Source organism: Formosa sp. L2A11 (genome assembly GCF_009796865.1).
Classification (GTDB): domain Bacteria; phylum Bacteroidota; class Bacteroidia; order Flavobacteriales; family Flavobacteriaceae; genus Formosa.
The window spans coordinates 820,110-844,510 of record NZ_CP047028.1; the positions used below are offsets into that span (position 1 = coordinate 820,110).

Genomic DNA, 24,401 nt, shown 5'->3' on the forward strand with positions numbered 1-24,401 from the left:
ATTTAGGTTTAACAAATGTATTTATTCAATTTAGAATATCAAATTTAAATGTTTTAATTTCCAAAATTATAACGTAAAGTTAAACCAGAACTTAGTGTGGTTTGTGGATACGATGTGGAAATTGCATATTCAGAGAAGCTATAATCGAAATAGAATATAGCAGATAAGTTTTTACTAAAGGTATAATCTGCAGTGTATTTTAACGCCCAAATAGTCTGTCCTGAGGTGATTTGAGTGTTATCGAGGTCTAGATACCTAATAATAGTTTTATTGTCTCTAAAAGAGACGTCTGCTTTCATATTAATATCACTAACTATGGTTTGATTTGGCCCTGCTAGTTTCGATTTCATACGTACATCTTTAATTCTGTACCCTAACCCTAAAACATACTCGTTACCGATAATCTCTGTCATTAAATTATTATCGAAACTTAACGATAGTAATCTATCTTTTTGAATCTCGGCTAACACTTTTATTGAATTATTCATTTCTAAATCTATACGAATTAGCGGACTAAACATTTCTGTTAAATTGATATTACTGTACAGATTTTCTGCTTTATAGTCTCCAGACTCATTCAAGACATCGCTGTCCTGCTCTAAATAATCTACAGAATAATCTACTTTGTTATAATCTAAATTAGACGTAAATTGATTAATAGTATAGGTTGCACGATAACCATGACTTAAAGAGAATCTTTTAAAATTCTTTTTAAACCAATTCATTTTCATAAATCCTGTATATTTTATATCCCAGTTTGGTAATGGTATATTTCTAAAAGCACTTAAACTTACACCACCTGCATCTTCTCCTAAATAAGCAGATAAGAATGATGGTAATAAAACAGCTTGACTGGTTTTTCCGAAACCTAAAGCATACCCATCTACATCTCCATCTTCAAAATTATCTGGATTTGTCATATCTACACCTGCCTGTTGCGCTAATCTTCTAGATACAGTTAATCTGTTATTTCTAAAATCGTCGAAAGCTTTAGACCCATTTTCATCACTTTTTCCAAAACTTTTAATCATTATAGTCGAAACATTAAAATTACCATACGTATATGGCGTTAATGATTGGTACTCATAACTATCACCTAAATCATTAACAATATAGTTCTCGGTTAAACTTTCTGAATACAAACGATTAAAAGATAAATCTATTTTTAAATCGCTTATAGGCTCTAAATTCGCAGACACATCTAATTGTCTGTTATGTGTTTCTAAATATTGCTCGTTATATTCGTCGTACAATGTTAACCAACCATTACTGGCTGCTAATTGTCTAATATCGCTTTGGCTACCTATTGTATAACCAAAAGTAGGCTGTACTGTTCCAAAAAAGCCTGGTGTTTCTAAATATCCAGGAATATATGTTCCATTATTTTCTTGATAATTAAGCTGAACACGTTTTACCATGGTCACTAAATCTATACCTGCATTTAACAATGCCACACGCTTCTCTTTACTTGAAAGTGCCTTGGTGTCTACCTCCGATATCACATCATCTTTAGGCACCCCTCTAGGTCCTGATCGTGATGGTTTTGATCGCCCTGTTGATTTTTTAACTAAACCAGCATATTTATAAAGTTTAGCCATATTCATAGATGTATTTAAATTATGAACATTGGCATTCTGTATGGTATTTCCTAAATCGTAAGTTTCTCCATCTATTTCTAAATCACCATATAAATCAGATCCTTTTTCCCATTGAAAATCTCCTGTATAAGAATAACTAGCTTGTAAAAAACTTAAGAACGGAATTTTATACAGTGGTAACTCGTAATTAATACTGAGTTGCTGATAGAGTGTATTGGGTTCTCCCATATCAAACAATCCATCCCAAACATCTAAACTGGCATCTTGTAATTCGCTATCATCATCTGTGTAGTAATTTTTCACAATATTACTTCTAGATGTGGTATAATTAAGCTGTAAAGATTTGGTAAGATTAAAACTAAACGCATACTGAAAATCGTACGTATAATTACGTCTATACAAATCTTCTACTCCAATATTTCCTTCTACCAGCTCTACCTCTCTATAGGTTTGTTTATTATAATCTCTTAAAAAATTAGAATTAACGGTAAAGGTTGTTGGGAGATAATTAAAATTGAAATCTTTTAAAATTTTCCAATATTTACCTGTAAAAATAGAATCGTTATTCTTGAAAGGTTCTATTGTTTTTGGTGTAAAATTATACGCGTAATTGGCACCTAAATTTATTGTTTCTTCAACAGAATTTTCAATATCAAAACTATGATGATCTACTTTGTTATAAGAATAATTTAAAGTGAAATTTTCGACATCGTAAAAATGAGGTTTGGCTTCTGTTGTCCTAATTTTTCTAACACCTATAAAATTGATACTTTTTCGCTTAGTATAATCCTGATTGACATTTAAAACAGAATCTTTATTATTTGTAGTTGCCAAAATATCATCTAATTTTATATCTTGATAATATTCATCGTATTTAGGTGTAGATGTTTCTTCGCTTACACCATAAGTAAATGGAATTTGCACACCCCATTTTTCTGGCAACAACTGCCCTACGTTTACATTCGCAACTAAATCATACTGCACAACATCTTCCATACTACGTTCGCTAGAACTCTGCTCTATAGTACCAAAACCAGATGTACTCTGACTTCCTGTAGCACTTATACTTGCAAAATCTGCAACGTTAGCATCTATGGTTGCAACGGCTGCCCAACCACCTTCGCTGTCCATGTCTGACAAACGCAATTCATTAAACCAAAACGAACCACATTGCTCGTTAGTAGACCCATTTTTTATTCCTAACATTAATGTTCTTACATCTCCAGAACTAGGATTTCCTTTTATACCTATACGGTGTTGCCCTACAACATATCCAGAATATGGATCTTCTACCAAACTTAACTCGCCATCTATAACATCGTAAAAGGTAGGATCTTCACTGGAAAGTATTCCATTGGCAAGACCTAGGGATTTTGCTTCCTGAAGCAGATCTAAAGACAAGTTTATTTCATTATCTTCTGGCCAAAGTTCGTCACGAGTTATCCCTTCGCTTACTTCTAAAGGAATTTCTATCTGGTAATAATTCTCTGTTAAATCACTACCCATTCTAATAAATGCAACAGGATAATCACTTAAACCATAAGTACCAACATCTTCTGCATGTACAAACATTTGTATGTTGTTGTACTGTCTCATATCTAAATTAATACTTTTATATACACCTCTAGAATCTTCAGGCTCTAAACCACATACATCTAACACTAAAGACTGTTCGTCTTGTTCTATTACGGTGTTGTTACTATATAATTCTTCGGCTTCTACATCTGGCGGAGACTCGTAAATACCATCATTCTCTAATGTACTAATAACACCTACAGAAAACTCTGTATCCGGATCGTCTGGAGTAACATCATCTTCATCTAAGGCTAAAGAATAACGAATCCAATCACTTCTAACTAAATCTAAAGTTCCGAAACGGAATACTGTAGCTTCTGTAAAATCTTTAAGATATATACGCGCAAAACGCACCGATTTTAAATCTGAAATACCTCCTACAGCAGTTGCTTCAGAGCTTTCTACAGGAATTCTAAATTGATACCATCTTACACTTTCACTTTGTCCGTTTGGCAAGGATCTAGACTCAACTTTAATATCTTTAATGTATTCACTTAATGGATTTGAATCTGGAATGTTTCCAACATCACTCGCATTATCTGGTAAGTTTTGTGGTGTTAAATCTAATTCGTATTCGTAATAACTATCTATGGTATTCATAGTGTTATCGCGATTAATATCTTCTACATCTGGTAATGTTGTAGATCCTCGATTCGTGTCTGTAAACACATCTGGCGAGTTCCCGTCTAAACCATTATAATATTTATAACGATCGAAAATACCACCAGTTGTATTTAAATAATACACATAATTATCGTTTGCTGGATCAGGTCCAAAATCTGTTCCAAAAACATTTCCTTCATCTATATCATCATACCCATCATACCCAACATCTTGATTTGTACGCTCTGTGCCTTCTGTATCGAAAGCATAGATTAAAGATTGATTTTGAGGAACAACTGTCCCCCATGCCGTGGTTGGTAAAATAGATATATCTCCATCGTCTGGCAATCCATTTTCGTATTGTTTTTTACCATCTTTAATAATGTCTTCTGAAACATTTCCTAAGTTAAAGACTAATTTTCCTCCAGGGTTAGATTCGTTTTCTTGAAATGGATCTTGCAACCAAAATTCTATATACTCTACATTAGACTGTTCGAAATCTGTTGTAGTTAAGGCTCTAGTAATCCCTGCCCAACTATATTGTGGATCTGAAATTGTACCATCCTTTGTGCTAGGATCGAAGTTATAAGGTCCTCGATCTTCTGGATAATATGCCAAATCTAATGTACTAATTACTGTAGATTGCCCAGAAGCAATATCTTGTTCAGGAAACAACTCATCTATATAAACACGGCTAGTGTATAAACTAGACATATCATCGTCTGTCACGTCCGAAGGTCGTTCACTTGTATAGAAAAGTGCATCGATAGAATACCAGTTTAGCATAGCACGTTGGTATCCATTCTGAATTCCATTAGAATCTTCATTAGAATTGCCTGGAACTTTTAAATTCAGAGGCCTACTTGATAAAGCCCATGAGCTTTGAGACAATAATGAAATATCACTTTGCGAACCTTCAAAATCGTCTACATAAACAGTTGCTTCTCCATCAAAATCTGTCCCAGAAGATGTTCCTGGAATTAAATACGCAAACTCTCCTTGCACAGATAAATTAGAAGGCACATCTGTATCTATATTAGGTAATTTATTAACTAAACGTGTTAAAAAAGGTAATTCTGTAGAGTAGTTTCCGTTAATACCAAAGATGGTATTATTAATAGATTCTGAGCTGTAACTTGCTTTTTGAGTAAGAGGTTGTTCATTTAAATTTAATATAGTAGCACCTAACACAAATTTATCGTTAAATTGATGCTGAACATTTACACCCATAAACGTTTTGGTTTGCTGACCATAAACAGAATTACTTTCTGTAGAAACCTGTATAGGTGTGCCTGATGCTTTTAAAGCTTCATCTAAAATTTCTACCGTTCCCATTTGATAATCTACCGTATAATCTACCCCTTCTATTAACTGGCGGCCTCCTGCTGTTACTGTAACAGACCCTCTCGTTACATTATACGCTCCTAAAGAAATCCCATCACTTCCTGAAGAACTATAAGAACCTACTAATTGAAATTTATTCTTATCGGAATAATCTAAAGCGTTTGTTTTTGTAACGGAATACAACTCATTATATACATATTTTTTCTGATTCTCATTATATGTGCTTGGTATATCATAATTTTCAGAACTTGTAGATACATCTAAAACATCGAATAAATACTCTCCAAAAGGCTCTACTTTAGTGAATATAATTTTCCCTTCGGAAGACATTATTGTAATACCTTCTTCAAAATCGAAAAAACCATCTCCAGAGACTTGAGAATCTCCGTTAGAATCTAATTTATCAAAATTAAATAATCGTAATAAAGCAACCTCCTCTATAGATTGCCCATTAAAGGTTGTCCCAAAATTATCTCCCACGGGAGTTATAAAGTTTAAAGCAGAAGCATCTTTATAATATATATTTAATTTAAAATCGTCTTCACTTATTTCATACCCACCAGTGTCGTAAATGTTTTTCATCATTAATTTCCAAACAGGCTGAGTTACACTAGTTGTAGAACTCTTCAGCATTTTTACAACTAAATTGTTATTTGTAACAATGGTTTGGTCTCCACTATTGTCTATTCCTGTAGCATCTACACCATCACTAGCAAATTCACCAACCTGATAGACTTTTCCTCCAACAGTATATTGGAAAGCAACTGCTAAAATATCGTCACTACTTAAACTCTGACTTAATGAAATATATCCTAATTGTGTGTTTACAGTATAATCTGTTCCATTAATTAATTTATCGGCACTTTCTAGTTTAGAATAATCATAACCTTCACTTGTTCCAGAAACTAAAATACTTGATTGCACTGTTGAAACATCTCTTACCAATGATGTTAATTGAGAATTAGCACCACCTATAGCGGTAGGATTATATCCGTTATTTTCGTTATCGGGATACGCACCAGAACTTTTATAAACATTAACTGCAGAATTTATAAATTCAGGATTAGATTCTCCTAAATCTTGAAATGCTACTATATTTCTAACATTATCTGTTTCGTTAGTTCTGTTGGTTTTCCAAACTTCAATATTAGTGATTTGAACATTAGAGTTAATAAATGGATAGTTTGCTAAAGCAGTATCATATTTTTCTCTAAAATATTGTGCTAAGAAAAAGTGACGGTTTTCGTCGTAATCTCTGGCATATAACTCAAACTCTTCAGATGTTCCTCCACCCTCAGAAATAACCGTAGTGGTTTCTGATTTTTGTTGAGAAAACACGCCTGTTACTGTTGTTTTACCAAACTTTAACTGCGTTTTAACCCCAAATAAGCTTTGTGCACCTGTAATTAGCGAACTATTTAAAGGCATACTAATATTACCAACCTCTATTTTTTGAATAATATCGTCTTCGGTAGGTGTGTATTCTAATTTTATTAAATTCTGAAAATCGAATGTAGATTCTGTATCGTAATTTGCAGTAACCTGTAAACGTGTACCAACTTTACCAAGTAAACTTAAACTAATACGCTGGTCGAAATCGAAACTAAAATTACTTCTATTTTCTGGAGAAAAAGAGGGATTATCTTGTTTAGAAAACAGCACTCCTAAATCCATTTCTACAGAACCCTGAGGAATAACCTCTATGGTACTTCCTCCAAAAATAGATTCGAAAAAGCTAGAATTTACATAAAATTCTGGAAGTAAATTTTTCTTAGCAGCTTCAGAACCTTCCTTTTTCCCATCAAAAGCATCTATTTTTTGCTTGTAATACGATCTTAAATTTGCTGCTTGCACCAATTCCTGATACTCGGTTGGCGTTAAAATAATAGGATAATTTATATTAAACTCACCAACAGATTCTGTATAAATATAACGATCTGTAAAAGCATCGTAAGTATATTTTGAAACAATACTTGAAGGGTTTGCTATTTTTATACGACCTAAAGCATGACCAGTTTTAATACTATCTTGTTCTGCTGCCGGAGCAACCTGAGCCATAGTGCTGGTACTTATTAAAAACAGAACAAAACAAACGAGACACGTTTTTATTGTGAAATTAATAGCGTTAAAGTGAGTTGTATTCAAAATGTATTATAAATTTTTTAAAGCTTGTTTTATGATGGTTTCGACTGAAGCATCTGGTTCTGCCTTTAAAATCTTATCGACAGCACGTTCGGCTTGTTTCTTAACAAAACCAAGAACTTCTAAAGCAGATAACGCTTCATCTTTGTTGGTATTGTTTGTAGATAAAGAAACTTCGTCTATATCGTAAATTTTTAAAACTTTATCTTTTAAATCGATAATAACACGTTGGGCTGTTTTAACACCAATTCCTTTTATAGATTGAATTAATGCAACATCTTCCTTTGCTATACCTTCACGTACTTGTTTAGGCGACAAAGAAGACAACATGGTACGTGCCGTTCCTGCACCAATACCACTTACCGAAATTAGCAACTTAAACATATCGCGTTCTGCAATAGAAGAAAACCCATACAGCGTATGGGAGTCTTCTTTTACTAAAAGTTGAGTATATAATTTTATGTTTTCCTGATCAGGAATTTGAGAATATGTATGTAGAGAAATGTTTAGAAAATAGCCCACACCATTACAGTCTATTACGACATTAGTTGGGTTTTTTTCTACCAATTTCCCATGAATATGTGAAATCATTTGTTAGTTATCTTATAACTTCAAATGTAACATTTTTTTTCACATATTAAATCACTGTAGTACAATCATTACAGCTTAACGTCTTCGCTTTTGCTGAGCATCTATAACTGCGATTGCCGTCATGTTTACAATTTCGTCTACACTAGAACCTAATTGTAAAATATGTACGGGTTTGCGCATACCTAACATTATTGGCCCGACAGACTCTGCGTTATTTAAAGCCTTCAATAATTTATACGTGATATTTGCAGCATCTAAATTAGGAAAGATTAAAGTATTTACCTTTTTCCCTGCTAATTTAGAGAAAGGAAATTTCTCTTGAAGCAATTCATTATTTAAAGCGAAATCTGTTTGTACTTCGCCGTCTACCACTAAATTTGGATATTGTCTATGTAAAAAAGCAACAGCTTCACGTATTTTTGAAGCTCCAGGATTATTAGACGACCCGAAGTTAGAATACGACGTCATAGCAATTACAGGATCTAATCCAAACATTTTTACAGCTTGTGCTGTCATGGTTGTTATGGTTGCTAAATCTTTAGCAGACGGATCTATATTTATTGCTGTATCACTTAAAAACATCGGACCACGTTGTGTCATCATTAGGTTAGTTGTTGCAACTCGTGTTGCTCCTTTAGCCATACCAATAACTTCTAACATTGGTTTTAATACTCTTGGATATGCTCTAGAGAATCCAGAAATTAAAGCATCTGCATCGCCTTCGCTAACCATCATCGCTGCAAAATAATTACGCTCGCGCATTAAACTTTCTGCAGAATAATATGTTACGCCACGACGTTTACGTTGTTCCCAATATACTTTTGCATAACGTGATTTACGATCATGCTCTTCATCTGATTTTGGATCGATAATTTCAAGATCGGCATCAAACTCAATCTCTTCCATTAATTCTATAATGGTATCGCGACGTCCTAATAAAATAGGTGTTGCAATACCTTCTTCTAATACAATTTGAGCTGCTTTTAAAACTTCAATTTTATCTGCTTCTGCAAAAACAACACGTTTCGGATGCATTTTAGCACGATTAAATAATAATTTAAGAAGCTTATTATCTGTCCCTAAACGTGCTTCTAATTCAGATTCGTAATGTTCCCAATTTAAAATAGGTTCTTTTGCTACCCCACTTTCCATAGCTGCTTTTGCAACTGCTGGTGGAATTTTAACAAGTAATCTTGGATCGAAAGGTTTTGGAATAATATATTCTTTACCAAATGTTAAACGTGTTTCGCCGTAAGCAATATTTACTTGTTCTGGAACAGGTTCTTTAGCTAACTCTGCAATAGCAACTACAGCTGCCATTTTCATAGCTTCGTTAATTTTAGTTGCACGAACGTCTAATGCGCCTCTAAAAATAAAAGGAAAACCAAGTACATTATTTACTTGATTAGGATGGTCGCTACGTCCTGTAGCCATTATAATATCGTCTCGAGTATCTATTGCTAATTGATATTCAATCTCTGGATCGGGATTAGCCATAGCAAACACAATAGGATTGGCGGCCATTACTAATAACATATCTGGAGTTACTACATCTGCCATAGATAAACCAATAAGAACATCTGCATCTTTAAGCGCATCTTTTAAGGTGTCTATATCGCGATCTGTAGCGAATTCGGCTTTTTCTGATGTTAAATTATCACGATCCTGACGAATTACACCTTTACTATCGCACATCACTATGTTTTCGCGTCGCGCTCCAAAAGCTTGATACAAACGGGTACAAGAAATGGCTGCAGCTCCAGCACCGCTAATTACAATTTTAGCGTCTTCAATTTTCTTCTCAGTAATTTCTAAAGAGTTAATTAAAGCTGCCGCAGAAATTATTGCAGTTCCATGCTGATCGTCGTGCATTACAGGAATATCTAACTCTGCTTTTAAACGACGTTCAATTTCAAACGCTTCTGGCGCTTTTATATCTTCTAGATTAATTCCTCCAAACGTTGGAGCAATCATTTTTACGGTCTGAATAAATTCTTCAATATTTTCTGTATCAACTTCAATATCGAATACATCTATATCTGCAAAAATTTTAAATAATAAACCCTTACCTTCCATTACAGGTTTAGAAGCTTCTGGACCAATATTACCAAGTCCTAAAACAGCGGTACCATTAGTTATTACAGCTACTAAATTTCCTTTAGTGGTATATTTATATATATTGTCTTTATCTTTTGCTATTTCTAAGCAAGGCTCTGCAACTCCAGGCGAATACGCTAGAGCTAGATCTCTTTGTGTAGCATACTTTTTAGTTGGAACAACTTTTATTTTACCTGGTGTTGGTTTAGCATGGTAAATTAATGCTTCTCTTCTCTTGCTTTGTTTGCTCATAGTTACTAGTCTTATAGGTTAACAAATGTAACAATCCTGAACGTTAAACTCTAATCTATTTTATAGGAAAACAATAATGTTTTAGTAATTTAACAATATGCAAGTCAATGTTTAAGAATAGTACTATTTATTTAACAAAAAATGCAAAATACTTAAATATTATTAAAAGCATTATACACATGAACAATCTTGCTTAAGCCGCTTCTCTTCAAGGGTTACAATAACTATTTATTTTTAAATAAAACAGATAACATAAACTTTAATGAGTTAAAAATGAATTCAATTTAGATTAAATAAGATTAGAAAAGTAACTAAATTTGCGGCCATGTTTAAGTAATGCCATTATCTTAAATAACTTTAGAATTAAAGGTCTTCTAACTAATGAATATAAAGTGTTTATATCTAATAATGTTTCTGTCTACGCTAAGCTTTTCTGCTCGGGCACAGGTTAATAAAAAAGATAGCACTCAAATTTATAAGAAAATACAAACGTATTCTAAAGACAAAAAAATTACTAAAGCAATACATAAACTTATTTTTAAATCTACCAATAAAAAGAAATCTAAAAAAAACAAAAACAGTTCTGAAAATAATTTTCAATCATTACAAGGCAAGCCTATAAGAAACATCTCTATAGAAACATTAGATCCTTTTGGATATTCTATTGAAGACTCTACTAAAAGAACAAAAAAATGGATTGGTAAATTCGGAAATAAGGTTCATATTAAATCTAAGAATTTTGCCATTAAAAACATCTTACTTTTTAAAGAAAACACACCCTTAGACACCCTATTACTACTTGAGTCGGAAAGACTTATACGTTCCCAGAGTTTTATTAGAAGCGTAAAAATTGAAGCCGAGAAATCAAATCAAACTTCAGATTCTATTGACGTTAAAATACGAGTCTTAGATTCCTGGAGTTTAATTGTTAACGGTGCCATTTCTACAACTAAAACAGATTTTATTATTAAAGAACGTAATTTTCTCGGATCTGGACATCAGTTTAACAACTCTATAGAAAAAAGATTCGATAACAGTAATACGGGCTATAAGTTTAATTACGTAATTCCTAATATAAAAAACACCTTTATTAAAACAGATTTAAAATACAAAATTGATGTTGAAGGTCTCTATGAGAAAAGTTTAAATATTGAAAAAACATTTTATTCACCGCTTACCAAATGGGCTGGTGGTATATTTTTAGACGAACAGTTTACTAAAGATTCACTCCCAGATTCTCAGAACAATTTAAGTTATGAGAACTTTAAATACAGAGCTAGTGATTTTTGGGCTGGACGTACTTTTAGCCTTTTTAAAGGAAAAACAATAACAGAACGTACCACAAGACTAATTACCTCTTTACGATATATTAATGTTGAATACAAAGAATCTCCAACAGCAGCGTATGATTCTATTAATTATTTTTCTAATGAAAATTTATATTTAGGAAGTGTTTCAATAGCCTCAAGACAGTTTATTAAAAAAAATTATATTTTTAGAGATGGAATTACAGAAGATGTTCCTATTGGTTTAGTCGCATCGTTAACATCCGGTTATCAACGAAAAAACAAAAACAACCGTTATTATATTGGTTCTAATATTATTATTGGAGAGTATTTTAATTGGGGATATTTAAGTGCTTTTGTTGGTAGTGAAACATTCTTTAATCATTCTAAAACAGAACAATCTACGATTAATATTAGTTCTACTTATTTTACTAATTTAATTTCTTTAGGTTCAAAATGGAAAATGAGACAATTTATAAAACCACAAATTAATTTAGGGTTTAATAGATTAAATACAATAGCAGATCGTGTGTCTTTAAATGAAAATGCAGAACCCTTAGGATACGACCGAAATTATTATTTACGAAATAATTACAACACTGGAATTTCGGGTTTCGATGCTAATATGTATGGAACTAAAAGAATGCTATTAGCAACACAAACACAATTTTATTCGCCCTGGAATATTTTAGGCTTCAGGCTAAATCCGTATGTGAATTTTACGGCTGGCATGGTTGCAGATAAGTTAACGTCACTAACTAAGAGTAAAGTATATTCTTCTTTTGGGATTGGTTTTATAGTAAGAAATGATTATTTGGTATTTAGTTCCTTTCAATTATCTCTGTCTTATTACCCAAAAATACCTGGACAGGGAAATAATATTTTTAAAACCAATTCTTTTGAAACAGATGATTTTGGATTTCAATCCATTAATATAGGAAAACCTAGCACGTTATTATATCCATAATTTCAGGACTTATTGCAATAAAAAAAGGCTTAGTATTTACTGTGTAAACACTAAGCCTTTTAAAAATAAGCTATGTCCCGTCCTGAAATAGCGATACACTAAAATTTAGTGTAATGAAAACATCAGACCATTTAGGGCACACCAAGCGTACCCAAAAAGACTACTCTCTTTCTTTTAAACTTAAATTAGTTGAAGAATTAGAGCTTGGACTTCTTACAAAATCACAAGCTAAGCTTAAATATGGCATCCAAGGAGATTCTACAGTAACCAAATGGTTGCAAAAATATGGTAACTTTGATTGGGAACACCAATCTCCAAAAACGATGTCAAAAACTCCAGAACAAAAAATACTCGAATTAGAAGCTAAGGTTAAACTTCTAGAAAAGCAAAAGGCAAGAGCAGAACACCTTGCTGAACGTGCAGATAAGAAGGTTATAATTTTTGATATGCTCGTAGATATGGCTGAAAAGGAATATGATATCGAAATCAGAAAAAATTACAAACCCGAGTTATCAAAAACTTCAAAGAAGACCAAAAAGAGACCATAATCTCTTCCTGTGAATTACTCGGGGTAAATAGACAGGTTTATTACAGAGCTATAAAATCCAAAAAGCATAAGCAAAGCTTAGCAAAACAAGTTATAGCTATGGTACGTTCTGTTAGGAATTTAATGCCAAGGCTAGGCACAAGAAAATTATATTATATACTTAAAAATGAATTAAGCAAAGTACATGTAGGTAGAGATAAGTTGTTTAGAATACTCAAAGCAAACCACATGGTTATAAAACCTAAAAAGAGTTATCATATAACAACTGACTCTCATCATAGATTTAGAAAGCATAAGAATAAAATTAATGAGATAGAATTTAATCGTCCAGAACAGGTTTGGGTAAGCGATATCACCTACACTGGGAATAGAAAAAATCCGTCTTACCTTGCTTTAGTTACAGATGCATATTCAAAAAAAATAATGGGCTATGACATATCAAATAGTCTTGAAGTTGGAGGTTCTCTTAGAGCTCTTGAAATGGCTCTAAGAAAAAGAAGTTATAAAGACCAATCTTTAATACATCACTCAGACAGAGGTTTGCAGTATTGTTCTAATGATTATCAGAACTTGCTAAAAGACAAAAATATTATTACAAGTATGACAGAGAAATATGATCCTTATGAAAATGCTATCGCAGAGCGTGTAAATGGTATTTTGAAACAAGAATTTGCAATAGCAACTTACGATACCGATATAGAAACAAAGAAATTAATAATCAAAGATGCAGTCAATATTTACAATAGTTTAAGACCACATTTTTCTAATCATATGCGAACACCTGATATGATGCATAAACAACAAAAATTAAAAAGAAAACAGTATAAATCAAAAAAGCTGAACAATCTTAAGATTGTTCAGCTTTAATTAATATTTTTAATCCTTTAATAATCTGTATCGTTTATTCAGGACTAGACAATATTTAAAATTAATCGTTAAGTATCTCTGCGCCTTCTGGTGCTGCAAAGAAATTTTCTTCTACTGTTGGAGAAAAACTAATGTCTGTAACAATAATATTAGTAATGTATTCTCCTAGTCCATCTTTAGCTTCTGGTTTAGACCAATACGTTTTAAATCCTGTAGCTAGAACAATACCATCTACAGTTGTTGTATCTTGAGTTACTGTAATTTTTTCTGGCGCATGCCCTCCATTTGGAAAATACTCAGGGTACGAAACAATGTATTTAAAAGCATCTACCAAATTAGTTTTTGAATTGATATACAAAATATAATAATCGTCTGGAGCAGATCCTATTCCGGCATCGTAAGTCACTTTAATTACTTTTTGCAATTCGCCTTTAAACTCTTGTTCTGGTAATAATTCTAAGTTTACACCTTGGCCATCTAATATAAATGGTTGTCCTGAAAAATATAATGGTGTTAAAGCCCAAAACTGAGTATCGTAAGTAAACGACGTACTGTCTTTAGCTACAACCCAAGCCTGTTTTCCGTCCCATCCGTAGCTATTTTCTGGATCTGAAATACTATGATGTTTTGCTTTATTACTCCAAGTATCTATAGTTTGGTAAGAATCTCTAATCCCTTTTCCGCTTAATGGTTGGTAATCGAAATGCATAGAAAAATATCCGTTAGCGTACCATTTTTCTAATCCTCCATGTGCCTCCATTGCACTCCATAACACTTTACCTGCTTCTGTAGCGTTAAGTCTTTTATTTGCAGATGCAACTCTTTTTTGAATCCATGAATCTGGAATATTATATTCTGATTGAACTGTTTCAATATCTTCTTTAATAGTAGATGCTTTCTTAGGAGTTTCTTTACATGCCACAAAACTTAGTGCTAAGCATAAACCTAAAAGGTAGTATGATGTTTTCATTATATCTTTAGTTTAATTATTTTTAGTCGTATTAGATTCTTAAACTTTCAATAAAATAATTCTAAGTATAATTTATTTTAAAAAATTAATATTACGTTTTAATCCTGTAAACTTAGTCCGTTTCACTGCAGATTTCTGAAACACTTTTTTAAATGTGTCTTCAGTAATTTCTTCCCAATCGTTTTTAGTCATCTCTAAAAGATCTGGATGCGGATTAAAAAGGGGTTCGTTATGTGGTTTAGAAAACCGATTCCACGGACACACATCTTGGCAAATGTCGCAACCAAACATCCAATCTTCAAACTTACTTTTTTCAGATTCAGGAAGCTGATCTTTTAATTCTATAGTAAAATACGAGATGCATTTACTGCCATCTACAACATAAGGTTCTGTAATAGCGGCTGTCGGGCAAGCATCTATACATTTTGTACACGTGCCACAATGGTCTGTAGTTACACCATCGTAATCTAGTTCTAAATCTATAATTAATTCAGCAATAAAATAAAAAGAACCAACCTGCTGTGTTAGCAAATTACTGTGTTTACCAATCCAACCTAAACCCGATTTTGCAGCCCAAGCTTTATCTAAAACAGGAGCAGAATCTACAAAAGCACGACCTTGAACGTCTCCTATTTCTGTTTGAATGGTATAAAGAAATTCTTTTAACTTCTCTTTTATTACAAAATGATAATCTGCGCCGTAAGCATATTTAGAGAGTTTAAATGTATCGCCTTTTTGAAAATCTTGCGGATAATAATTAAGTAATAAAGACACTACAGATTTAGAACCTTCAACTAATTTGGTTGGATCTAAGCGCTTATCAAAATGATTTTCCAAGTATTGCATTTCTCCATGGAAATTCTTATTTAAATACCGTTCTAATCGAGGTGCTTCTACTTCTAAAAACTCGGCTTTGCTAATACCACAAGATAAAAAACCGAGGCGTTTGGCTTCGGTTTTAATACGTTTAGTATGTAATTCTTTTTTATTCAAGAGTTAGCAACTCATCTATAATTCCGTAGTCTTTAACACCAGAATAAACAATAGATTTATTTTTATCTAATATTACAAAGAAAGGATAACTGTTTGTATTGAAAGATTTCATTACTGTGGATGCATTTGGAATAACTGTTGATTTTAAACCTTGAGAACTAGCAAAAGTTTTTGCCTGATTCGCATTAGATTGTGTTAAAATAATAGAAGTAAATCCTTTACCTAAAGCAGCTTTTTCAACGTCTTTAATGCTTTCTACATTAATTCTTGGAAATTCAAGATCTAACTGTAAAATTACAACTGTGTATTTACTATCTACAGCACTTAAATCGAATACTGTATTGGTAATGTCTTTCTGTTTAATTGTAACCTGATCTTGATTTTCTTTTGTAGAATTAGTCACATTTGCATCTTTTACAAAATAATAAGATGTCGCATTACCATTTAAATCGGTATCCTTATCTAATAAACCTGACTTGGGATATTTTTCTATTAAAGGCCCTAAATCTTTCAGCTCTATTAATGCTTTTGTATCAAAATCATAAATAACAGTCGATTCATTAATATGAATAGAACTTACAGATGTAAATTGACGTTGTTGTACTTTTTCTTGAGCAGAAACTGTAGATACAAATAATAAAAAAATAATTATATATTTCATGATATAATTTAAAATAAACCGCCCTGAACAGCGCCTTTTGTTCTTCCTAGATGTAAATATGCTGCTTCTGTAACTTCACGACCACGAGGCGTACGCATAATGAATCCTTGCTGGATTAAAAATGGTTCGTAAACTTCTTCAATCGTTTCTGCACTTTCACTTACTGCAGTTGCTAAAGTTGTAATACCAACCGGACCTCCTTTAAATTTATCGATAATAGTCGTCAAGATCTTATTATCCATTTCATCTAAACCATGCGCATCTACATTCAATGCTTTTAGTCCAAATTTAGCAATAGCTAAATCTATAGATCCATTACCTTTAATCTCGGCAAAATCACGAATACGTCTTAATAATGCATTTGCAATACGTGGAGTACCACGACTACGACCAGCAATTTCAATCGCTGCATCCATATCCATAGGAACTTCTAATATTTCTGAACTTCGCTGTACAATAGTAGATAACAATTCGGTCGAATAATATTGAAGTCGGCTACTAATCCCGAAACGCGCACGCATAGGCGCCGTTAACAAACCAGAACGTGTAGTTGCTCCAATAAGTGTAAACGGGTTTAAATGAATTTGAACCGTTCTTGCGTTTGGTCCAGATTCAATCATAATATCTATTTTATAATCTTCCATTGCAGAATATAAATACTCTTCTACAATAGGACTAAGTCTGTGTATTTCATCAATAAATAACACATCGCGTTCTTCAAGATTGGTAAGTAAACCAGCTAAATCTCCTGGCTTATCCAAAACAGGACCAGAAGTTACTTTTATACCAACACCCAACTCGTTAGCCAGAATGTGAGCTAAAGTTGTTTTACCAAGTCCTGGAGGGCCATGAAACAAGGTGTGATCTAATGCATCTCCACGACGGTTTGCCGCTTCAACAAAAATACTAAGATTCTCTAAAACCTGATCTTGACCCGCAAAATCATCAAACGATAAGGGTCTTAACGCTTTCTCTACATCTACCTCTTCTGGAGTAAAATGTTCATTATCTGGATTCAAGTTTTCGTTCATAAAAAATGTTATTCTAAACTAAGGGAAGTTCTGCTTTCAACAAATATAGTAAAAATGCCAACTGAAAATATTTTTACAATAGCTTATACTTTAAAACATATTTATACATTTTAAAAATTGCTTTATTTAGATTAAATAAGAATAAAGAATTACATTTGCGGCTAATTTTTTTTAACACAAAAAAAAGCTTCTAAATTTAAAAAACAAAAAAACCAGTATGACGTCGCCAAACTACATACTGGATTAATGCCTTTCTAACCTAATTAAAAGAACACGAAATCAAATATAATGAATAATATAATAGGTACAAGAAGTTCCATAAACTTCACAAAAATAGTATTTTACATACTATGTTCTTTAATCTTTAAAAGTGTAAGTGCGCAAGATACAAAAGGAGAAATTTCAGGAACAGCTACTAACCAAGAAGGTTCTGCCCTTTCTAACGTATCCATTCAAGTAAAAGAAACGGTTTTAGGAACTACAACTAATAATAACGGAACATTTAACCTTAACGCTCCTGTTGGTAAAATTACATTATCTGCATCTTACATGGGATATAAAACCATTGAGAAAACAATAGTACTGAACTCTAGTGAGATATATTATGTTGATTTTAAATTTATAAAAAAATCTGAAGACTTAGATGAAGTTTTAATTGAAGCACATCTTGATAAAGAAAAAATACCAACAGTATCTCGGTCTGCTACAAAAACGGCTATAACGTTAATGAATACGCCTGCTCCTGTTGTTGTTGTAGCTAGTTATTTACTAGATCAACAAGCAAATAGTACCATACAAGAGAGTATAAGAAATATAAGTGGTGTTACTCAAGCAGGTAATAATTACAATATTGGAGATAATTTACTTATTAGAGGTTTAGAATCTAGTTATTCTTACGACGGTATGTATGGTGGTGGTAGTTTAGGAAACACTTTTAATCCTGTACGTTCACAAACTAATATTGAACGTATAGAAGTATTAAAAGGACCATCTACTGGACTTTATGGAATGGGAGCTGCAGGTGGAATTATAAACTTAATTGAGAAAAAACCATTAGATCATGAGCAATATATTGTTGAAACTCGCTTTGGTAAATGGGGACATTATAAGGCTATGGTAGATTTGACAGCGCCTCTAACCGATAAATTAAGTTACCGTTTGGTAAGTGCTAGCGAAAGTGAAGATGGTTACAGAAATGTATCTTCTGAAAGGTTTGAAAACTATGGTGCCTTAAAGTTTAAGACAAACAAACACGAATTAATACTATCTAGTGCCTATATAGAAGACGCCATTCAGATAGATCCAACAGGTAATCCTGTAAGATTAGTAACAACAAGTTTATTAGGCGATCCTGAAAACGGAGGTTATGATTGGGAAAATTTAGTTAATGATACAGCTGAAGATGAAGACGGCGAATATTATGGAGTACAATTAACAGATGATCAAAGAAAAGTTTTAGCAAACTCCTTAGAAACCACAGATGGATATGAACCTTTTGATATTGGAGATGCAACCTTAGTATCGCCATTGGCAACACCAAATAAAGGAAAAGAATTTAGAGTAAAATTACGTCACGAATGGCGACCTACAGAAACGTTTACAGCTACAAATCAAGTATTATATAGAAATTATAATTCAGATTATGTACGCCAAACGGGAGCTTTAAATTATTCTTATTATCAAAATAATGGTGTAATTCATGACGGTACTCGTTCTCCCTTAATAATAGATAATGTTATTTACCCTTACGCAGCAAGACGTCAAGAATACAGAATTGTACAAGCTCAAGAAAAAATGTTTCAATACTTTGGGGATTTTCAAAAAACTTGGGGCGCAAATAATGCATTACATGGAGAGCATTTATTAAGCATAAATTACGAAAACAGAAGTATTGATTATAGCCAATATTCTACTTGGGATACAGATGATAGTAGAGCAACTACTCCTGTTCCTTATATTTTAGATATTAGAAATCCTAATTGGGCTTCTGGTAGTATTTGGGATTACGATCCGATTTTAAGATCTCAATATGAAAAAACGGTACAAGGATATGGTCTTGGGTTTCAGGAAGTATTCTATTACAATAAATTTACAGCACGAGCAGGTGGGGCATATTTAGGCACTAAACAAGATTATAAAGATCTTTATGATGATGGACAACTTGTAGATTTTAATGATTCTGGTTTTGCTTACAATTTAGGTTTAAATTACAGAGCGATGAATCAATTATCTATATATGGTAATTATTCTATTGGAAGAACCGTTTATAGTGTTACAGCTTCTTTAGATGGCGATGATCGTCCAGACTCAGAATCGAAATCTATAGATTTAGGAATGCGTTTTAAAAGCAAAGACAATAATTTATTGGCCTCACTTGTATTCTTTCAAACTGCTAGAACTAATCTACAATACGATAATGATGAATATGAAGACGATCCAAATTCTAACAATTACAATGTAAATGTAGATAGATATTTTTATGATCAAGAAAACAGAACTGAGGGTATTGAATTAGATGTAAACTATGCGGTAACTAATTTCTTATCTTTAAATGCAAATGCAACATTTCAAGACCCTAAAACATTAGAAGGTGAAGATGTCACGGAAGAACAAACAAAAGGAGTCCCTAAAACATATGCTCGCTTTTGGAGTCAGTACAAGTATTTACTAGGTAAAACAGAAAACCCATTAAGTTTTAATTTTGGAGTAAGTTATGAGAGTGAAAGATCTATTAACGGTTATAGTTTAGTAGATGCACACGTAGATAGCTATGTGATATTTGATGGTGCATTAGCTTATGAAATTGGAGATAAGTGGAATGTAAGATTAAATATTGATAACATTTTTGATACCAGATATTATGTAAAAGCGATGTATTCTGGAGCATTACCTGGAGAAACAAGAAATTTTCAACTTAGTGTGAGGTACAAATTATAAAAATAGAATTAGTTTAATAATTCAAATTGATAATTAACAGTATTCTATAAACTGTTTAAAATTTAAAAGTCTCAGAATAATTATATTTTTGAGACTTTTTTATTCGATTATATTAAAATTTATAGATGAATTATCTAAAGCTCCATCCATCGGAATTTGCATTGCGCTCCAAATTTTCTTCTAAAGTATCGTCTAATCTCGGAAAGAAATCAATGCCAGTTTCAGCTTCAATTTGATCTACAGAGACCATATAGCTCTTAATAGGTTTATGTTCGTTTGCTTTATTTGGGATTATAAAACCAATCATTTTACCACCGTTTGCATCGTCTTTAAATACTATCTTATAAAAATAGTTAGGAACTGCAACTGGATCTTTTCCTATCGTTTTTAAATTTTTATTTAAAACTCCCCCTGTAACCACATAAACAGCGTTATAAGATTTTGCCCATGTTCGTACCTGTTGCTCAAGATCGTTCCAAATACCAGCATTAAAATCGTGAAGTTGAGGTGAAATATTACTTGTTAAAAAGGTTTCATTATAAGAAGCTAAGGATTTCTTTCTATCTCCGGCGGGACATAGGTGTCCTTTATCATATCCTGACTTTTTATAACTTCTCCAATCTGCAGATTTTGTTTTCACAGCCTTATCTTCATTAAAATAAGGTCGTTTTCTATTATTATAAACAATATCAGATTTTTTTAATTCGTAAGCTACCCATTCTGCTTGTTCATAATATTCATTATAAGATAAAGTGTATGTATTATGAAACACCACTTCACCTGTAGTAGAAGTTGGTAAATAATAAGCGTATTCTTTCTTATTACGAGAATCTGAAACTTGGTAGTTATCTTCTAAGGCATTAGAATCTTCTATTTTTAAAAATTGTTCGTAAACAAAGACACCTATAATTAAAGCAATACCTATAGTGGATAAAAATTTCTTCATAATATTTTTAACTGAGTATAATATATAAAAAAAGCCTTTTCAATAAAATGAAAAGGCTTTTAAATATGTTAAGGAATTACGTTTTAATGTTGTAACTCTTCTTCTCCTTCTTGTAATGGAATATTTTGAGGTACAAAATCTACATCTTGACCTGGTTTACTATAATCGTAAGCCCAACGGTATACTACAGGAAGTTCTCCTGGCCAGTTACCATGAATATGCTCTACAGGAGTTGTCCACTCTAAAGTAGTCGATCTCCAAGGATTCATTGTTGCTTTCTTACCGTAGAAAATACTTACAAAGAAATTATATAAGAATATAAGTTGAAAAATACCACCAATAATAGCAAAGATTGTAATTACCTTATTTACATCGGCTAAATCATCAAATAATGGGAAATTAGTGTTTGTATAATAACGTCTTGGTAAACCTGCCATACCTATAAAGTGCATTGGAAAAAACACACCGTAAGCACATACTGCAGTAACCCAGAAGTGAATATAACCTAAGTTCTTATTCATCATACGTCCAAACATTTTAGGATACCAATGGTAAATACCAGCAAACATACCGTAAAGGGCAGATATTCCCATTACTAAGTGAAAGTGAGCAATTACAAAATATGTATCGTGAACGTTAATATCTAAAGCACTATCTCCTAAAATAATTCCTGTTAAACCACCTGTAATAAAAGTAGAAACGAAACCTATAGAAAATAACATCGAAGTATTCATCTGGATATTACCTTTCCAAATTGTAGTAATCCAGTTAAAGGCTTTAACAGCAGAAGGAATTGCAATTAATAAAGTTGTAAATGTAAATACAGAACCTAAGAAAGGATTCATACCTGATACAAACATGTGGTGACCCCAAACGATTGTAGAAAGGAAAGCAATTGCTAAAATAGAAGCAATCATTGCACGGTAACCAAAGATAGGTTTACGTGAATTAGCTGCCATAATCTCAGAAACTAATCCCATTGCAGGTAAAATTACAATATATACCTCAGGGTGACCTAAGAACCAAAATAAGTGTTCAAATAAAACTGGAGACCCTCCTTGGTAATGTAGTACTTCACCTTGAATAAATATATCTGATAAGAAGAATGATGTTCCAAAACTTCTATCCATAATTAATAATAGACATGCAGATAGTAATACAGGGAAAGATACAATACCAATAATAGCAGTTACAAAAAATGCCCAGATTGTAAGAGGAAGTCTAGTCATAGACATTCCTTTTGTACGTAAATTAAGTACAGTTACAACATAGTTTAAACCTCCAATTAATTGAGATGCTATAAATATAGCCATTGAAACTAACCAAAGTGTCATTCCCATACCAGAACCACTAGATGCCATTGGCAAAGCAGATAAAGGCGGATAAATAGTCCATCCTGCTGCCGCAGGTCCAGCTTCAACAAATAATGAGCCTAACATAATTAGACATGATACAAAAAATAACCAATAAGAAACCATGTTAAGGAATCCTGAGGCCATATCTCGTGCACCAATTTGTAATGGAATTAATAAGTTACTAAATGTACCACTTAATCCGGCTGTTAATACAAAGAATACCATTATGGTACCATGAATTGTTACTAATGCTAAATAAATATCTGCATCCATAACACCGTCTGGAGCCCATTTACCTAATAAAGCTTCAAATAAAACATTAGGTTGTTCTGGCCATGCAATTTGCATACGGAACATAATAGACATAAGGATTCCAACAATCCCCATAAATACTCCAGTAATCAAATATTGCTTAGAGATCATTTTATGATCTGTACTGAAAACATATTTGGTAATGAAAGTTGATTTATGATGATGTCCGTGGTCGTCGTCGTGAGCGTGAGTATCTGCGTGTTCTGACATAATCTTATTTTCGGTTTTTTAAGTCTTTTTTGATTGAATTAGTTTTCTACTAGGGAATCTTTGAACAATTTTTGCTCTTTAATCCAAGCATCATATTCTTCTTGAGTTTGCACGATTATTTTCATTTGCATATTGTAATGTGATTTCCCACAAATTTTATTACACAATAATAAATAATCAAACTCATATGGATCTAAAGCTTCTTCACCTTTAGCCACTAATTCTTTACTGTTTTCTACTCTAATTTCATTGATATGTTTTACTTTATCAACCATATCAGGGTTCTGACGCATATCTGCTGTAGTAATAGTTGGTGTAAAACCAAACTGGGTAATCATACCAGGAACACAGTTCATTTGTGCTCTAAAATGAGGCATGTAAGCAGAGTGTAATACATCTTGAGAACGCATTTTAAACAATACAGGTTTTCCAACTACTAAGTGTAATTCTGAAGTAATAATATCGTCTTGTGCATTAGGATCAGATTCATCTAAACCTAAAATGTTAGCTCTGTCAATATCAATTAACCTTACGTTAGCTTTACCTAGAGTATTATCGGCTCCACTGTATCTTGCTTTCCAGTTAAATTGTTGTGCATAAAGTTCTACAACAGTTGGATCATCGTCTTCACTAACATTCATAATGCTAGTCCAAGTAAATAAACCATAAATAATTAAACCTGCTAAAGTAATTACCGGAATAATAGTCCAAATCGCTTCTAAGGTATTATTATCTGCAAAGAATAAGGCTTTACGACCTTTTTGTCCTTTATATTTAAATGCGAAAAAATGCAGTAAGAACTGTGTAATAGTCTGTACAACAAAAATTAACACAAGAGAGATAATCATTAAATTATCAATCTCTGGTCCATGAGCAGAAGCAGAATTAGATAATAAAGGTAAATCTCCCCATTTAACTATACATACAATTGTAATGATATAAATAAAGGCCAAAAACCCCATCATAAGATAGGCGTTCATGGTATTATCTTTTTCTGTAGCAACTTGGTTATCTTCAGGAAGCCCTGCTTGAGCTAAGTCGAAGATTTTTACCATTTGCCAAATGGCTATTAATATAAATACTAATACTAAAATTATAAATAAAGCAGTCATACTGT

14 protein-coding genes are annotated in these 24,401 nt (G+C 32.5%); 4 read left to right on the top strand and 10 right to left on the bottom strand.

Translation table 11 applies throughout. The features are described 5' to 3' along the window. Positions 1-53 precede the first annotated feature (53 nt). The 3 genes from sprA to GQR95_RS03720 form a co-directional block, all read right to left on the bottom strand. Entirely contained in the window at positions 54-7,178 is a 7,125-nt protein-coding gene (gene sprA / locus GQR95_RS03710) for a cell surface protein SprA (protein WP_159021885.1), read from the bottom strand. 93 nt (positions 7,179-7,271) lie between these two features. Beyond that, positions 7,272-7,853 (bottom strand): Holliday junction branch migration protein RuvA, encoded by a 582-nt coding sequence (ruvA, locus tag GQR95_RS03715; RefSeq protein WP_159021886.1) that lies wholly within the window; start codon positions 7,851-7,853, stop codon positions 7,272-7,274. Positions 7,854-7,928: 75 nt separating this feature from the next. Next, entirely contained in the window at positions 7,929-10,202 is a 2,274-nt protein-coding gene (locus tag GQR95_RS03720; RefSeq protein WP_159021887.1) for an NADP-dependent malic enzyme, read from the bottom strand. Between the two features lie 408 nt (positions 10,203-10,610). Here GQR95_RS03720 and GQR95_RS03725 point away from each other — a divergent pair, with 408 nt between their 5' ends. From GQR95_RS03725 to GQR95_RS03730, 3 genes are all read left to right on the top strand, one after another. Then, positions 10,611-12,455 (top strand): hypothetical protein, encoded by a 1,845-nt coding sequence (locus GQR95_RS03725; RefSeq protein ID WP_159021888.1) that lies wholly within the window; start codon positions 10,611-10,613, stop codon positions 12,453-12,455. A 113-nt stretch (positions 12,456-12,568) separates the two neighbouring features. After that, positions 12,569-13,003: a hypothetical protein gene (locus GQR95_RS17055; protein WP_199269618.1), complete on the top strand. Its 435-nt coding sequence runs from the start codon at positions 12,569-12,571 to the stop codon at positions 13,001-13,003. A gap of 50 nt (positions 13,004-13,053) precedes the next feature. Then, positions 13,054-13,869, top strand: coding sequence for an IS3 family transposase (locus tag GQR95_RS03730; RefSeq protein ID WP_233266025.1), 816 nt, complete (start codon positions 13,054-13,056; stop codon positions 13,867-13,869). A 61-nt stretch (positions 13,870-13,930) separates the two neighbouring features. On the opposite strand, the gene GQR95_RS03735 is transcribed toward GQR95_RS03730, so the two are convergent. The 4 genes from GQR95_RS03735 to ruvB form a co-directional block, all read right to left on the bottom strand. Continuing rightward, complete coding sequence (locus GQR95_RS03735; RefSeq protein WP_159021889.1) at positions 13,931-14,839, bottom strand: hypothetical protein; 909 nt, start codon at positions 14,837-14,839, stop codon at positions 13,931-13,933. A gap of 72 nt (positions 14,840-14,911) precedes the next feature. Continuing rightward, the gene (queG, locus tag GQR95_RS03740; RefSeq protein ID WP_159021890.1) at positions 14,912-15,832 is read right to left on the bottom strand and encodes a tRNA epoxyqueuosine(34) reductase QueG; all 921 of its coding nucleotides are present in this window, start codon (positions 15,830-15,832) and stop codon (positions 14,912-14,914) included. Further along, a complete protein-coding gene (locus tag GQR95_RS03745; protein ID WP_159021891.1) occupies positions 15,825-16,493 on the bottom strand; it encodes a hypothetical protein in 669 nt (222 codons plus the stop codon). The genes queG and GQR95_RS03745 overlap by 8 nt, the downstream gene beginning before the upstream one ends. An 8-nt stretch (positions 16,494-16,501) precedes the next feature. Then, on the bottom strand, positions 16,502-17,524 hold the full coding sequence (ruvB, locus tag GQR95_RS03750; protein ID WP_159021892.1) for a Holliday junction branch migration DNA helicase RuvB: 1,023 nt from the start codon (positions 17,522-17,524) through the stop codon (positions 16,502-16,504). A 288-nt stretch (positions 17,525-17,812) separates the two neighbouring features. Here ruvB and GQR95_RS03755 point away from each other — a divergent pair, with 288 nt between their 5' ends. Beyond that, the gene (locus GQR95_RS03755; protein WP_159021893.1) at positions 17,813-20,461 is read left to right on the top strand and encodes a TonB-dependent receptor; all 2,649 of its coding nucleotides are present in this window, start codon (positions 17,813-17,815) and stop codon (positions 20,459-20,461) included. 130 nt (positions 20,462-20,591) lie between these two features. Here the strand turns inward: GQR95_RS03755 and GQR95_RS03760 are convergent, their stop codons facing one another. From GQR95_RS03760 to GQR95_RS03770, 3 genes are all read right to left on the bottom strand, one after another. Beyond that, the gene (locus tag GQR95_RS03760) at positions 20,592-21,407 is read right to left on the bottom strand and encodes a DNA/RNA non-specific endonuclease (protein WP_159021894.1); all 816 of its coding nucleotides are present in this window, start codon (positions 21,405-21,407) and stop codon (positions 20,592-20,594) included. Between the two features lie 83 nt (positions 21,408-21,490). After that, the gene (locus tag GQR95_RS03765; protein WP_159021895.1) at positions 21,491-23,284 is read right to left on the bottom strand and encodes a cbb3-type cytochrome c oxidase subunit I; all 1,794 of its coding nucleotides are present in this window, start codon (positions 23,282-23,284) and stop codon (positions 21,491-21,493) included. A gap of 38 nt (positions 23,285-23,322) precedes the next feature. Next, complete coding sequence (locus GQR95_RS03770) at positions 23,323-24,396, bottom strand: cytochrome c oxidase subunit II (RefSeq protein WP_159021896.1); 1,074 nt, start codon at positions 24,394-24,396, stop codon at positions 23,323-23,325. Positions 24,397-24,401 lie beyond the last annotated feature (5 nt).

Coding starts and splice junctions, on each gene's coding strand:
- sprA (WP_159021885.1), bottom strand. CDS start 7,178: ATGGCTCAGGTTGCTCCGGCAGCAGAACAAGATAGTATTAAAACTGGT.
- ruvA (WP_159021886.1), bottom strand. CDS start 7,853: ATGATTTCACATATTCATGGGAAATTGGTAGAAAAAAACCCAACTAAT.
- GQR95_RS03720 (WP_159021887.1), bottom strand. CDS start 10,202: ATGAGCAAACAAAGCAAGAGAAGAGAAGCATTAATTTACCATGCTAAA.
- GQR95_RS03725 (WP_159021888.1), top strand. CDS start 10,611: ATGTTTCTGTCTACGCTAAGCTTTTCTGCTCGGGCACAGGTTAATAAA.
- GQR95_RS17055 (WP_199269618.1), top strand. CDS start 12,569: ATGAAAACATCAGACCATTTAGGGCACACCAAGCGTACCCAAAAAGAC.
- GQR95_RS03735 (WP_159021889.1), bottom strand. CDS start 14,839: ATGAAAACATCATACTACCTTTTAGGTTTATGCTTAGCACTAAGTTTT.
- GQR95_RS03745 (WP_159021891.1), bottom strand. CDS start 16,493: ATGAAATATATAATTATTTTTTTATTATTTGTATCTACAGTTTCTGCT.
- ruvB (WP_159021892.1), bottom strand. CDS start 17,524: ATGAACGAAAACTTGAATCCAGATAATGAACATTTTACTCCAGAAGAG.
- GQR95_RS03755 (WP_159021893.1), top strand. CDS start 17,813: ATGAATAATATAATAGGTACAAGAAGTTCCATAAACTTCACAAAAATA.
- GQR95_RS03760 (WP_159021894.1), bottom strand. CDS start 21,407: ATGAAGAAATTTTTATCCACTATAGGTATTGCTTTAATTATAGGTGTC.
- GQR95_RS03765 (WP_159021895.1), bottom strand. CDS start 23,284: ATGTCAGAACACGCAGATACTCACGCTCACGACGACGACCACGGACAT.
- GQR95_RS03770 (WP_159021896.1), bottom strand. CDS start 24,396: ATGACTGCTTTATTTATAATTTTAGTATTAGTATTTATATTAATAGCC.